Source organism: Kitasatospora sp. NPDC059088, from assembly GCF_042738155.1.
Taxonomy (GTDB): domain Bacteria; phylum Actinomycetota; class Actinomycetes; order Streptomycetales; family Streptomycetaceae; genus Kitasatospora.
On record NZ_JBHYGR010000015.1, the window covers coordinates 54,444 to 68,711 of the forward strand.

Below are 14,268 nucleotides of genomic sequence, written 5' to 3' on the forward strand. Positions count from 1 at the left end.
GCCGTGACCGATCCGACCGTGAGTGACGAGGAGACCATGACCGAGGGGGCCGCGGCCGCGCAGGAGGCCGGCGTGGGGCGGGAGTTCCTGCGGGTCAGCCTGGAGGACCTCGCCGAGGCGATGGAGACCCGGCAGTCCGAGTACGCCAACCCGGACGAGCCGTTGAAGTTCAAGATCTACCGGGGTCTGCCCCGACGCCCCCTGACCACCCGGGTGCCTGGGGTGCTCGGCGCGGTCGAGGCGCTCGACGACCCGGCGCTGTCGACGCTGCTGCGCTACGGCTACGGCATCTCCCGGCAGGAGTTCGACACCAACGGGACCTGGCCCTACCACCGGATGGTCGCCTCCGCCCGCTGCCTGTTCGCCGTCCAGCTGTACGTGTGCCTGGCCGACGGCGTCTACCACTACGACGCCCCGCACCACGCGCTGGTGCTGCTGCGCGAGGGGGACCACCGGCCGCTGCTGGCCAGGGCGACCGGAACCGCCGGCGCGCCGCCGGAGGCCGTGTTCGTGCTCTCCGGACTGTTCGCCAAGGCCGCCTACATCTACCGCGACTACGCCTACCGGCTGTGCACCCAGGAGGCCGGGCTGCTCACCGGCAACCTCGACCTGGTCGCGCGGGCCATGGGACTGCGGGCCCGGGTGCACCACCAGTTCCTCGACGAGCCGGTCAACAAGCTGCTCGGACTCGACCCCGACGAGGAGCCGGCCCTCGTGGTGCTGCCCCTCCACCTCGCCGGTGCGGGCGCCGGAGACCCCCGCCGCACGGAGACGGAGACGGCGGCGGCCCTGTCCGCGACCGTCGACCCGATCGAGCCGCAGGTGGTCCGCAGCGGGCTCGCGGTGGCGCGGGCCTGCCCGAGGCTCACGGCCGTCAACCGCGCCTCCTTCCGCACCGACACCGCGGGCTTCGCCGCCGCCGAGCCGGCCCCGCCCGTCCGGCCCGCCGTGGCCGCCGCGTCGGGCCGCGAGCCGCTGGCCCTGCCCGCGACCGAGGTCCCGGACCCGGACCTGGCACAGGTGCTGCGGAGCCGTGATTCCGGCCCCGGCATCTTCCGCCCGGTCGCCTCGCGGGTCGACGGCCTCGCACTGTGGGCGCGGCTGGCCCGCACCCGTACCGGGGTCGGCAGCGATGCCGTCCCGGCGGGAGCGCCGGTGCCGGTGGAGGTCTACCTGACCGTCGCCGACCTCATCGGCGTACCGGCCGGCTGCTACCGGCTCGACCCGGCCACCGGCGCCCTGCACCCGGTCGGCCCGGGAAGCCCGACGGGCCCCGGCACGGACGCCCTCACCGCGATCGAACGCGTCACCATCCCCGGACCGGTCTTCCAGCACATGAACGCCGTCGTCCACCTGGTCGTCGACCGTGACTGGGCGTTCGACACCTTCGGGGACCGCGGCTACCGGGTGCTCAACCAGGAGGCGGGCCTGCTCGCCCACCGGGTCTGCGTCGCGGCCGCCGCGCAGGGCCTCTCCGGCCGGATCGTCAACGCCTACCAGGCCGAGGGGGTGCGCGCGGTGCTCGGACTGACCGAGGAGCGCTACGCCCCGGTCTTCCAGATCCTGCTGGCCCGGACCGGACCGGGCGGCCGCGTGATCGTGCCGGTGGAGCCGGAGGCGGCGGAGTGACGGACGGGACGACGGACGAGATGACGGACGGACAGTGGGAGGCCGGACCCGAGCCGGTGCGGTACCTGCCCGGCCCGGCCACCGTGGTCCGCCTCGCCGGCAGCCCGGTCGCCGTACTGGACGGACTGCGCTGCGCGGAGAGCTGGCGCACCGCCACCGCCCTGCTGGCACTGCGCGCCGAGATCGCCGCCGGGGCCGACGAGTTGTCGACGTTGCTGCACGCGGCGATCGGCGCCACCGGGGACGGCGAGCTCAAGGCCCGGCTGGTCGCGGTGCGCCGGGCCGTGCACCGCGGCCGCCACGTCGACCCGGCCCGGCTGGCCGAGGTCCCCGCCGAGCTGGCGGAGCCGGTCCGCTCCTGGACGGCACGGATCGACGAACGCGACCGCCTGCTGGCGGCCCTGCCGGAGCACCTCGACCAGGATTGGGCCGCGAGCTACGAAGCCCTGCTCGCCGCCGCCCGGCTGCCCGCCTTCCAACTCGGCCTCGTGCACGCCAATCCGGACCTGTTCCTGGCCCTGCGGAAGTGGTTCGACACCGGCCGCCCACCGCAGCGCCAGACCGTGCTCCGGCTGGCGCAGTACCTGGCCCGTTGCGCTTCCAAGACCAGCCCGTACTCCACCTTCACCAGCAGCGGCCTGGCCGCCTGGGGCACCGGCCGGGAGATCGTCGAGCCGGCCGGGCCGCGGAGCGCCTCGCTGACCTCCACCGAGGTCAGCGTCGGATCGCTGCACCGGATCGCCCGCGCCGTCAGCGAACGCCCCGAGCTGCTCGGCGGCTGCCGGATCCGGACCAACCCCAGCGCCACCGTCCAGGACGGCGCCCTGCTGTTCCTGGGCCGTCGGCCGGACGAGTACGTGCACAGCCTCGCGCTCACCCCGACCCTGCGCGGGGTGCTGGAGCTGACCACGGGCGACCTCACCTTCGACGAGCTGCGGGGCACCCTCCTGGCCCGCGCGGCCGACGGGCGCCAGGTCGACGTGTTCCTGCGCCGCCTGGTGACGCTGGGCCTGCTGGAACTGGTCCCGCCGCTCGCCGACCAGTCCGCGGACCCGGTCGGCGACCTGCGCGAGTGGCTCCAGCGGTGTCGGCAGCCCGGCCTGGAGCGGCTGGACCGGACCTTGCAGGAGATGGCCGAGGCGCTGTCGAGTTACCCCGCGGTCGCCGAGCCCGCAGACCGGGTCGCCGTCCGCGACACGGTGGTCCGCGCGCTGGACACCGCGCTGCGCGAGGTCGGCGACCACGCCCACGTCCAGAGCCCGAAGCTGGCCCAGGAGTTCGCCCGGTACAGCTTCTACGAGAACGCGGTGCACCCGGGCACGACGGCTGTGCTGGACCGCGCGCGCTGGCGTCCGCTGCTGGACGACCTCGACGCGGTGCGCACCCTGCTCGGACTGATCGGCCCCGACCTGCCGTTCAAGCTCACCCTCGACTCGTGGTTCCGGCGCAGGTACCCGGCCGGCGCGCGGGTCCCGCTGGTGGTGTTCTACCGCGACGTCCTGGCCGAGCAGTCCGCCGATGCCGCCCCGGGCCCGGTCGGACGCCGCTCCCGTCCGGCGCACAGCCGGTTCGCCGACGCCGACAGCCCGGTGGCGGCCGTGCGCGAGCTGTACCGCCTGCGCACCGCCGCCAAGCGGCTGCTGGGCGAGCGGACGCCCGACCGGGACGGCGTGGTCAGGGTCGACCCCGAGGAGGTGCGCAAGCTGGCCGAGGAGTGGCCGGACTGGGTCCGCACCCCGACCTCGCTCGCGGTCTACTGCCAGCTGGCCGACGCCGAGCACGGCCCGGCCCTGGTGGTCAACAGCATCGCCTGCGGCTTCGGCCGCGGCCGCAACCGGGTGCGGCAGATCCTGGACGTCCTCGACCTGCGCGCTGACGTCCCGGACGAACCGGGCCTGGCGGCGTCCCACGACGACGTGCTGTTCGCCGAGTTCGAGGCGGTGGCCCGGTCCGCCGTCAACGTCCGCAGACCCGGCGTCGGACTGGTCGTCGACTACCCCGGGGTCCGCAGCACGCGCGCGGCCGACGACCGGCTGCCGGTCAACGACCTCCACGTGGAGTGCGGCGACGACGGGCTGCTCGCGCTGGTGTCGCGGCGGCTCGGCCGGCGGATCCGCCCGGTGCACCCGGGCCTCGGCGCCGACCGGCTGCTGCCGCCCGCCGCACGGTTCATGATCGAGGCGTTCGGCGAGTCCAACACCTGGTTCGGCGCGCACACCGAGCTCAGGATGACCTCCGACCCGCGCGCCGACGACGGCGTCCTGCGCCTGCCCCGGTTGACGGTCGGAGACGTGGTGCTGCGCCGCGCCATGTGGATGACCCGCGCGGACCGGCTGCCCCGGCGGGCCGACGCCGCGACCGGCGCGGCCTGGATGTTGAAGGTCGCCGACTGGCTGGCCGAACACGGCATCCCGGAGCGGTGCTTCGTCACCGTCCTCGACCCGGCCTCGCTGGTGGCGGGCGGGAACGGCCCGCGGCCGGGGAACGACACCAAACCGAACTACGTGGACTTCGCGAGCATGCTGCTGCTGCTCGGGCTGGAACGCCGGCTCACCGAGCCGGACGCGATCGTGCAGATCAGCGAGATGCTGCCGGACCCCGGCCAGGTCCGCGGCGAGCACGTGGCGGAGTACATCGTGGAACTGAACGAGCCCGGAGTCACTTATGTCTGAGACCTCAGCGCACCGTTGGGTCAGCGCCCACCTCTTCTACCACGGCGACCAGGACGCCGTGATCACCGGTGTCGTCAAGCCCGTCGTCGAGCGGCTGGGCCGGGCCGGACTGGTCGACGGCTTCTTCTTCCTCCGCTACTGGGAGGGCGGCCCGCACGTGCGGCTGCGGCTGCGGACCCGGCCGGAGCACGTCCAGGAGGCGCGCTCGGCCGTCGAGGAGACCGCGGCGGAGTTCTACCGGACGACGCCGTCGACCTCCGGGCTGACGGAGCGGGCCTATGCCGAGTCCGCGGCCGAACTCGCCGCCCTGGAGCGGATGGCCGACCACGACACGGTGCTGCACCCGGACAACTCGGTCGCGTTCGTCGACTACGTGCCCGAGACCGGGGCGTTCGGCACCGGCCGCTCCCTGGAGGCCGTCGAGAAGCAGTTCATGGCGTCCAGCGTGCTGGCGCTCCAACTGATCGCCCGCGGCCGGACCGCGGGGCAGCGCGCCATGGACGCCTTCGCCATGATGGCCGCCAACCGTACGGTCTTCACCGGCATCCTGCCCGAACTCGCCTACCAGGCGCGGTTCCTGGTGGAGAGCGGCGGAGCGGCGGCGGAGGTGCTGGGATCGCCGGACTTCGAGAAGCACTTCGAGGCCAACAAGGCCCAGCTGCGCGCCTCCCTGGAGACGGTCTGGGCCGTGACCAGGGGAACGGCCCTGCCCGCCGGGTCGGTGACCGGCAGCTGGCTCAGGACCGTACGGGAGGCCAACGACACCCTGGTCGAACTGGAGCTGCTCGGCCGCCTCGACGCCTACCCCGACTTCGAGGCCCCGGCCGACGTGCTCCAGCACATCAACCACCTGGTCCCGCAGCTGATCGTGGAGCGCTGCACCCACCTGATGTGCAACCGGCTCGGCATCAGCCTGGCCCAGGAGTCCCACCTGCGACTGCTCCTGACCAGGGCCGCCTTCGACCTGTGCGCGGTGTGAAGCCCATGAGCGACGAGGCGACCCGCTACCAGGACACCGTGCACAAGCCGACGGAGGTGGCGGACCCGCAGGCGTTCCCGCCCCGGCTGGTCAAGAGCTACCCGGGCGCCCCGAGGCATCCGCTGCCCTGGCCGCCCGAGAAGTCCGAGCACCGGCTCGGCCGGCTGCTGGCCGAGCTCGGCGGCATCACCCGCGCCCAGTGGCTGACCCCGCTGGACATGCTGCCCTTCACCGACAGCTTCGAGGCCATCCCGGACGACGACCCGCTGCAGTGGCTGGTGACCCGCCGCCCGACGCCCTCGGGCGGCGCCCGGTACAGCGCCGAGTGGTACGTGATCGCCGGGCCCGACTCGGAGGTCCCGACCGGCGTCCACTACTACGACCCGGCCCGGCACGACCTGGTGCGGCTGCGCTCGGGCGACTACCGCGGCTGGGTGGCCGCCCGCCCGGCCGGCACCGTCCTGGTGCACACCAACGTGTTCTGGCGGCTGGCCGCCAAGTACGGCGAGATGTACTACCGCCTCGCCTGCCTGGAGGCGGGCATCCAGGTGGCCCAGGCCCTGGTGGTCGGGGCCGACGACGGTGCCTCGGCCCGGCTGTCCTTCCCCGACGCCGACCTCACCGAGCTGCTGGGGCTGGACCCGAGGGCGGAGGGGGTGCACGCCGTGGTCGAGCTGGTCGCCCCGGTGCCCGCCGCGTTCGAGGGCCCCTCGCTGGCGGCCTTCCCACGCGCCTTCGCCGCGCACGCGTCCGTGCTCCGGCAGAGCCGCCCCGCCCCCGAGCCGCTGCTGACCGCGCCCCCCGGCGAGGGCGGAGGCGAGGGCGGGACCGAGGCAGAGGGAGAGGGTGCGCGCGGGACCGAGGCCGAGCGCGAGTGGATCAGCCTCCCGCACGCGGAGCCGGACCTGCGGGCCGGCACCCGCAACCGCCGGGCGGCCGTGCGCGGCTTCAAGGCCGACACCATGGCGATCGGCACCCTGGCCACCGTCCTCACCGCCTACGGGCGGCAGGAGAACTGGGACCTGCCGGCCGGTCTGGTCGAGTTCTACTGCGTCGTCGCCGACGTGGCCGGAGTCCCGGACGGCGCCTACCGCTACCTCCCCGACGAGCACCGGCTGGAGTTGGTCGGCGAGGGCAACCCCCGGCAGCGGCTCCGCGAGGCCGCGCTGGCAGCCCTGACCCAGCAGGGCGCCCGCACGGCGAACCTCTGGCTGCTGCCGGTGGGCGACGCCGAGGCCGCCGAGGAGCGCTTCGGTGCGCGCTGGTACCGCCTGCAGCAGGCTGCGGCCGGCGCCGCCCTGCACCGGGCCTGCCTGGCCGCCGCGTCCGTGGGCGTGGCCGGCCGGATCCAGAACGACGTGCTCACCCACCTGCTGGACGCCTGGTTCGGTCTGGAGGGGCGCAGGCGCAGTCTGCTGGTGGCGCAGCTGGGCACCGAGCACCCGGCCGGGCCGCGCCCCGAGTTCCGGCTGACCTGGTGAGGAGGAACGGCTCGTGAGCGACACCGTACTGGGCGAGGGCCTGTTGGCCGACGCCATCGCCCGGCGCCCGCCGTCGATGCTGGTGGTGGCGCGCGACGGCTGGGACACCGGCGGCTGGACCGAGGCGCACGAACGGGGCGAGCCCTGGCTGCCGGTGTGGACCGAACTCGACCGGGTCGTGATCGGCCCGCTGGTGCGGCCCGGCGAACCCGGCTGCGCCCGGTGCCTGGAGACCTGGCGCTCCGTCGCACCCGAACGCGCGCCCTGGACGGCCGAACTGCGCGCGGACGGGCGGATCGCGACCAGCCCGTCGGCCTGGCTGTCCGGCTTCGCCGCCGAGGCCGTGCGCGAGCTGCTGCACTCGGGCGTCGCCACGGACCGCTGCTGGTACCTCGACCTGCGCGACCTGTCGCTGACCCGGCACGCGTTCCTCCCGGACCCGCTGTGCGCGGTCTGCGGCGCGCTGCCCGAGGACACCGCGGAACGGGCGGTGATCGCCCCCGTCCCCCGGCCCAAGCCGCGGGCCCGCGCCAGCCGGATCGGCGAACTCTCCGAGGCCCGGCTCACCGAGCTCTACGTGGACGCCGAGACCGGGGTGGTCGCCCCGCCGCGCGGCATGCGCGACTCGATGGTCCCGCTGACCGAATCCGTCCTGGCCGAGTACGGTTACCGGGGCGAGGCGGGGTTCGGGCGCACCCGTGACTTCGCCTCCAGCCGGGCCACCGCCGTCGCCGAGGCACTGGAGCGGCTCGGCGGCCAGTGGCCCTGGGGCAAGCGCACCACCGTGCGCGGCAGTTACGCGGACCTGGCCGGGGACGCCCTGGACCCGCGGTCGCTCGGCCTGCTGGCTCCCGAGCGCTACCGGGAGCCGGACTGCGCCTACCAGCCGTTCACCGAGGACGCGGTGGTGGACTGGGTGTGGGCGTACTCCTTCGTCCGGGCCCGCCCGGTGCTCGTGCCGGAGACCCACGCGTACTACCGGACGCGGTTCCAGCCGAGGGCCCGCCCCGACGACCGCAGGGACAAGCCCTTCACCTTCGAGATCTCCAACGGCTGCGCGCTCGGCGGCTGCGTCGAGGAGGCGATCCTGCACGGGATCCTCGAAGTCGTCGAGCGCGACGCCTTCCTGATGACCTGGTACGCCCGGATGCCGGTGCCCGAGGTGGACCTCGCCCGGGCGCCCGATCCGCGCATCCGGGTCCTCGCGGAACGCATCGAGCGCACCGGCTGCCGGGTGCGGGCCTTCGACATCACCCTGACCGAGGGGATCCGCGCGTTCTGGGTGCTCGCCCAGGACACCACCGGCGACGACACCCGGCCGAAGGTCGTCTGCACCAGCGGCTCGGCCCTGGACCCGGTCGCCGCCGTGCTCACGGCCCTCGGCGAACTGGCACCCATCGTCGAACAGGAGCAGGCCAGGTACCCGGCCGAGGCCGAACGGGCCCGCCGGATGGCCGCCGATCCCGAACTGGTGCGGATCATGACCGACCACTCGCTGGGCAACGCGACGCCCGAGGCCCTCGACCGCTGGTCCTTCCTGCTCGACGGCGACCGCCTGACCGGCTGGGACGAGGTGATCGCCCGCAACCCCTGGCCGCTCCACACCGACCTGCGGGACGACCTCACCGAGGCCGTCGACCGGATGCTGGCGGGCGGCATGGACGTCGTGGTCGTCGACCAGACCTCGCCCCTGCACGAGGCCGCCGGCCTGACCTGCGTCAAGGTGATCGCGCCCGGCGCCCTGTCCATGACCTTCGGCCACCGCAACCGCCGCACCACCGGGCTGTCCCGGCCGCTGGAGGTGCCGTACCGGCTCGGCCACGCCCCGCACCCGCTGACCGAGGCCGACCTCAACCCCCACCCCCACCCCTTCCCGTGACCACCCACGCCACCACCCTCGGAGTACGTGTCGCGGGCCTGCCCGCCGACGTGGTCGAGCAGCTCGCCGACCGGCGACTGCGGCGCGAACTGCTCGCGCTCTCCCGTACGGCCGCCGAACTGCGCAGCGGCGCCGGGGCGCTGTCCGAGCGCTGCCACACCGTGATCGGGGAGCTGCGCGACCCCGCGGCCAAGCCCAGGCTGGTCGCGCTGCGCCGCACCGTGCACCAGCTGCGCGACCCCGCCCGACTGCTCGCCGACCCCCGGACCGCCGCCGCCCTCGGCCCCGAACTCGCCTCGGACATCACCGAGTTCGGTCGAGCGCTGGGCCGCTACCGGGCCGACCGGGCGCAGCTGCCGACGGTGTACGCCGAGGCGGGCCGAGCCGTCGACGCCGCGCTGCGCGAACTCGGCGCGGACCCCCGCTTCGACCAGGGCCTCGCCCACGCCAGCCCCACCCTGCACCAGGTGCTCGGCCGCAGGCCCGGGCGGCAGGAGCTGATCCGGCTGGCCGCCTACGCGGCCCGCGCCGCCGTCAAGACCAGCCCGTTCAGCACCTTCACCGCCAGCGGCCTCGGCCGGTTCGTCCCGGACGGGCCCGCCCTGCGCTGGGCCGCGACCGAGCGGGCGCGGTCGATCGTCGATCTCGACCTGTCGGTCCTCACCCCGCTGGCCGCCGGCGCGACCGAGCCGACCGTCCGGATCAACCCCAGTGCGCGCCTGGAGGGCGACACCGTCCGCTTCCTCGGCCCGGCGCCGGCGGAGGACCTCCTCACCCTGCCGCTGACCCTGGCGCTGCGCCACTGCCTGCGCGCCGCGGTCGCCCGCCCGACCCTCGCCGCGCTGGCGGCGGGCTTCCCCGCGCCGCCGGAGCGGACGGCCGGATACCTGCGCTCCCTCGTGGCCGGCGGACTGCTCCTGCTCCAACCGGACTTCGACGACCAAGGGATCGACCCGCTGGGGCAGTTGGCCGGGACGGTCCCCGCACTGGCTCCCCTCCGGGAAGAGCTGCGCGCCTACGGCGATGCCGGGGGAGCCGACCGGGTCGTCCTCGGGAAGGCGCTCCACGAGCGGCTGCGCGGCGTCGGCGTCACCGGCAAGCTGCGGGACGTGCTGACCGAGCAGTCGGTCATCCCCGGCGTCGTGGTCGAGGCGGGCCTGCCGTCCTGGCAGGAGGCCCTGGACGACCTGGCGCTCGCCTGCCGACTGCTCGCCGTCTTCGACTCCGCACTGCCGTTCAAACTGGCCGTCGCCGCGTTCATCCGGGAGCGCTTCGGCGACGGGGCGACGGTGCCGTTCGACCGGTTCTACGCCGAACTCCTCCGCGACGGCCACGAGGCCAGGCGACTGCACCCCGCCGCCGTCGCCTTCGACCCGACCGGGCTGACCGCGACCCTGGCCGCCAGCCCGGTCGCGGAAGTGCGCCGACTGGTGGACCTGGTCGCCGACCTCCGGCGCGCGCTGCCGGACCGGCGGCGGATCGAGGAGGTGCTCGACGCGCTGCCCGCCTGGGTGCGTCCGGTCGGCTCGGTCGCCGTCTACGCCCAGGGCGACGCCGACGAGTTGATCGTCAACGCGGTCAACTCCGGTTTCGGCCGGGCCCGGTCGCAGGTGCGCCGGCTGCTGCGCCACCTCGGGGACGACCCGCTCCCGGTCGACGCGGTGTACCCGGACGCGCCGACCTACGCGGAGTTCACCCAGACCCTGGCCACCTCGCTCAACCAGCGCGAGCCCGCCCTGCCGGACCGGCTCGACTACCCGCCGCCCGCCCGGCTGACCGTCGGCCTGGACGGCGACGGACTGCCGGCCCTGTTCGACGACGGCGCGGCCGTCAGGCCGGTCCACGGCGGACTCTCCTACGAGCGGCAGTTCCCGCCGGTCATGGCCCTGCTGGTCGAGGCGTTCGGCGAGAACCCGCTGCTGCTGCGCCCCGACCAGCCGCTCCAGCACGACGCGGCAGCCGGCAGCGGGCAGGGCCGGGTGCTGCACGCGCCGCGGCTGAGCATCGGCCGGGTGGTGCTCCGCCGGGCGACCTGGGTGGCCCAGCCGGGGACGCTGCCGTGCCGCGCGGCCGGGCAGTCCGACCCGGACTTCCTGCTCCTGCTGACCACCTGGCTGACCGAACTCGGAATGCCCCCGAGGTTCTTCGTGTCCGTGCTGCCGACCGGCGTCGTCGCGGACGGGTCGGTCGCGAGCGACCGCAGCCGCAAGCCGGTGTACGTCGACATCGGTTCACCACCCCTCGTCCTGGCCTTCGAGCGACTGGCCAGGGACCCGGCGAACGCGGCGGTGTTCCAGGAGGTCGCGCCGAGGCCCGAGGCCGCGCTCCTCGACCACCAGGGGGTGCCCAGAGTCACCGAATACGTCATCGAGCTCAACTGCCGAGGAGACCGGGAATGACAGAGACCGTGTGGCGCACGGTGAACGTGTTCCACCACGAGCCCGACCGCACCGATCTGCTGCTCGACGCGGTGCGCCCGTTCGTCGCGGAGGTGGCCCCCGCGGCGCGGCGGGTGTACTTCCAGCCGCACTGGCGGCGCGGGCCGCACGTGCGGATCGTGGTCCAGGCGAGCGCGGAGGTCTTCGACGGCGTCGTCGCACCCGCCGTGGCCGACGTGCTGGAGCCCTACCTGCGGGCGCACCCGTCGACCGTGGTCCTGGACGAGCGGGCCTCGCACGCCGAGCACGTCCGGCTCGCCGCGGTGGAGCGCGAACGCGGCCCGCTGACCCCCTGGGCGCCCGACAACAGCGTCGGGACGGAGCCGTACGACCGGCGCGAGCACGTGCTCGGCGGACCGGCCGCCGCCGACCTGCTCGCCGACTACTACGTCGACAGCAACGACCTGGTGTTCGGGATCCTCGACCGGATCCGCGACGGCGGCTCGAAGACGGCCCTCGCGGTGGACCTCTTCATCGCGGCGGCGCACCGCTTCCTCCCGCCGGTGACGTACGGGTACATGTCCTACCGCGGACACGCCGACGCCTTCCTGGCGAAGAACCCCGACGGCCTGCGCGCCCGCTTCGACCAGGTCTACGAGGCCAACGCCGGCGCCTTCCGGCAGCGGGTCGTCGAGATCACCGCGGCCGCGGACCACCACGACGCGGTGCGCTTCGGCGAACTCCTCGACGTCCTGCTGCGCTACCGCGACCGGGCCGACGGGCTGATCGGCACCGGCGAGCTGGCGCTCGACACCGACCCGAACGGCGACCCGGAGGCCTGGGGCGCCACCTGGAGCGCCTGGTCCGACCGCAGCCCGTTCCACCGGGTGCTCGGCGGTCACCGCCCGGCGGCCGAGCAGCTCGGCGGCTGGCACACCTTCAAGCGGTACCGGGTCGTCCTCAACTGGATGTACCTCAACATGTACCGGCTCGGCATCGGCGAGCTGGAACGCAACCTGATCTGCCACGTGGTCTCCCGGGCCGTGGAGGACGTCCACGGAGTCACCGCGATGGACCGCATCGAGGACCTGATCGGGTTCGTCGACGGCGGCGGTCGGCTGTGACCGGTCCGGGCACCCGAGGAAGGACGACGCGATGACGCACGCCGTCACCGTCAGCGAACTCGTCAAGCGCTACCACCCGCACGCCCCGGCGGCCGTGGACGGCCTGAGCTTCACCGTCGAGCGGGGCGAGGTCTTCGGCCTGCTCGGCCCGAACGGGGCCGGGAAGTCCACCACCGTCGGCGTGCTGACCACCCGGATCCGCCCGACCTCCGGTCGGTGCCTGGTGCTCGGCACCGACGTGGTGGCCCGGCCGGCCGCCGCCAAGCGGCTGCTCGCCGTCGTACCGCAGCGGCAGAACCTGGACCGCTCCCTCGACGTGCGGCAGAACCTGCTCTTCCACGCGCGCTACCACGGCGTCGGCCGGGACGAACGGACCGGCCGCGCCGAGGAGTTGCTCGACCTGATGGGGCTCACCGAGCAGGCCGGCCAGCGGGTCGAGCGGCTCTCCGGCGGCCAGGCGCAGCGGGTCGTCATCGCGCGGGCCCTGATGCACGCGCCCGAGGTGCTGTTCCTGGACGAGCCGTCGACCGGCCTGGACCCGCAGTCCCGGCTGTTCCTGCACGAGCGCATCCGCGACCTGCGCGAGCGCGGCGTCACCGTGGTGCTCACCACCCACGACATGGACGAGGCCGAGAGCCTGTCCGACCGGATCGGCATCGTCGACCACGGCCGGCTGCTCGCCCTGGACACCCCGCGGGCACTGACCGGGGCCCTCCCGGGCGGCACCACCGTCACCGCGCAGGTCCGCGGTGAGCAGGTGCCGAGCGCCGGGATCCTGGAGGCGCTGACCGGGCTGCCCGGCGCCGACGGCGTCGAGCACGACGCGCCGCAGGGGAGCGGCGGCAGCCAGTACTTCCGGGTGCGGACCGAGAAGGACCCGTCGGCCCTGCTGCCGGACGTGCTGCGCGCGGTCGCCGACCGGGGGGCCGAGCTGGTCGACCTGTCGATCGCCCGGCCGAGCCTCCAGGACGTGTTCATCAGCCTGACCGGAAGGGAACTGCGGTGACCACTGCGACCGAAGGCGCCGACCGGCTTCCCCGGGACGGCGTCGGTCCCGTGACGCGGACCTTCCTGGCGGTGCTCTGGCGCGACGTCTACACCACCACCCGCCGACCGACCGCCTTCCTGCTCCAGGTGATCGTCCAGCCGCTGCTGCTGTTCTTCGTCTTCGGCAAGGTGCTCGGCGAAGCCGGTTACACCAAAGGCGACTTCGGGGCGACGCTGCTGCCCGGGGTGATGGCGCTCAACGCGCTGCTCGTCGCCCTGGAGAACACCGCGATGCCGCTGATCATGGACTTCTCGTGGTCCGGCGAGATCGAGGACCGGCTGCTCGCACCGATCCCGGGCGAGCTGGTCGCGGTCGCCAAGCTGGCCTACGGCACGCTGTGCGGACTGTTCGCCGGACTGGTCATGGCGCCGGTCGGGTTCCTGGTGCTGGGCACCACCGGCTGGCCGCCCACGAGGTGGCCGGGGGTGCTGCTGGTCCTGGTCCTCGGCGCGGCGACCGGTGCCGCCCTCGGCCTGGCGCTCGGCACGGTCGTGTCGCCGGACCGCATCGGCGTCACCTTCGCGATCGTCCTCGCCCCGCTGACGTTCACCGGGTCCGTCCAGTACTCCTGGTCCTCCCTCGACCAGCTGAGGTGGTTCCAGGTGGTCTCCGCGCTCAACCCGCTGACCTACGTCAGCGAGGGCCTACGGGCCGCGGCCCAGGCCGGACCCCCGTCGGCGATCCCGCTGTGGACGGACCTGGCGGTGCTGCTGCTCGCCCTGGCGGTCACCGTGGCGGTCGGGATCAGGGGATTCATGGCCCGGGCGCTCGGCTGAGGCGGCCCGGGGTAGGAAACCACATGGAAACCAAGGAGGATGACGGATGAACAGGAACCTCAGGGCCGCCGCGCCGATGGTCTACGCGGCGCTCGTGGTCGGCGGCTTCATGATCAGCTCCCCGATCGGCGTCGGTGTCTGCGTGGTGGGCGGGATACTGCTCGGCGCCCTGTACGTGACCACCAACGGCGGTGGCCGCGACCGGAGGCGTGACCGGAGGGACGACGACCGGTAGGGGCACGGCCGGAACCGCGGCCACCCCCCGGGGGGGCCACCCGGGCAATACACCACCCGGGTGGACC

Annotated in this window: 10 protein-coding genes; all 10 read left to right on the plus strand. The window is 74.3% G+C overall.

Annotated features, from left to right (window positions below):
* The first annotated feature begins 3 nt into the window (after positions 1–3).
* Genes ACFWXO_RS09735 through ACFWXO_RS09780 form a run of 10 tightly spaced genes read left to right on the plus strand, consistent with a single transcriptional unit; the run spans position 4 to position 14,201 of the window.
* Positions 4–1,629 carry a SagB family peptide dehydrogenase gene (locus ACFWXO_RS09735; RefSeq protein WP_380523050.1) on the plus strand — a complete coding sequence of 542 codons (1,626 nt, stop codon included), beginning with the start codon at positions 4–6 and terminating at the stop codon, positions 1,627–1,629.
* Positions 1,626–4,301, plus strand: a complete 2,676-nt coding sequence (locus ACFWXO_RS09740) for a lantibiotic dehydratase (protein WP_380523051.1) — start codon at positions 1,626–1,628, stop codon at positions 4,299–4,301. Before ACFWXO_RS09735 ends, ACFWXO_RS09740 begins: the two co-directional genes overlap by 4 nt.
* A complete protein-coding gene (locus ACFWXO_RS09745; protein WP_380523052.1) occupies positions 4,294–5,280 on the plus strand; it encodes a thiopeptide-type bacteriocin biosynthesis protein in 987 nt (328 codons plus the stop codon). Before ACFWXO_RS09740 ends, ACFWXO_RS09745 begins: the two co-directional genes overlap by 8 nt.
* A 5-nt stretch (positions 5,281–5,285) precedes the next feature.
* A complete protein-coding gene (locus ACFWXO_RS09750; protein WP_380523053.1) occupies positions 5,286–6,761 on the plus strand; it encodes a nitroreductase family protein in 1,476 nt (491 codons plus the stop codon).
* Between the two features lie 13 nt (positions 6,762–6,774).
* Positions 6,775–8,640, plus strand: a complete 1,866-nt coding sequence (locus ACFWXO_RS09755) for a TOMM precursor leader peptide-binding protein (RefSeq protein WP_380523054.1) — start codon at positions 6,775–6,777, stop codon at positions 8,638–8,640.
* Complete coding sequence (locus ACFWXO_RS09760) at positions 8,637–11,039, plus strand: lantibiotic dehydratase (protein ID WP_380523055.1); 2,403 nt, start codon at positions 8,637–8,639, stop codon at positions 11,037–11,039. The genes ACFWXO_RS09755 and ACFWXO_RS09760 overlap by 4 nt, the downstream gene beginning before the upstream one ends.
* The gene (locus tag ACFWXO_RS09765) at positions 11,036–12,142 is read left to right on the plus strand and encodes a thiopeptide maturation pyridine synthase (RefSeq protein WP_380523056.1); all 1,107 of its coding nucleotides are present in this window, start codon (positions 11,036–11,038) and stop codon (positions 12,140–12,142) included. The genes ACFWXO_RS09760 and ACFWXO_RS09765 overlap by 4 nt, the downstream gene beginning before the upstream one ends.
* Before the next feature lie 31 nt (positions 12,143–12,173).
* Positions 12,174–13,148 carry an ATP-binding cassette domain-containing protein gene (locus ACFWXO_RS09770; RefSeq protein WP_380523057.1) on the plus strand — a complete coding sequence of 325 codons (975 nt, stop codon included), beginning with the start codon at positions 12,174–12,176 and terminating at the stop codon, positions 13,146–13,148.
* Positions 13,145–13,966, plus strand: a complete 822-nt coding sequence (locus ACFWXO_RS09775; RefSeq protein ID WP_375891051.1) for an ABC transporter permease — start codon at positions 13,145–13,147, stop codon at positions 13,964–13,966. The genes ACFWXO_RS09770 and ACFWXO_RS09775 overlap by 4 nt, the downstream gene beginning before the upstream one ends.
* A gap of 46 nt (positions 13,967–14,012) precedes the next feature.
* Entirely contained in the window at positions 14,013–14,201 is a 189-nt protein-coding gene (locus ACFWXO_RS09780) for a hypothetical protein (protein WP_380523058.1), read from the plus strand.
* Positions 14,202–14,268: the final 67 nt, after the last annotated feature.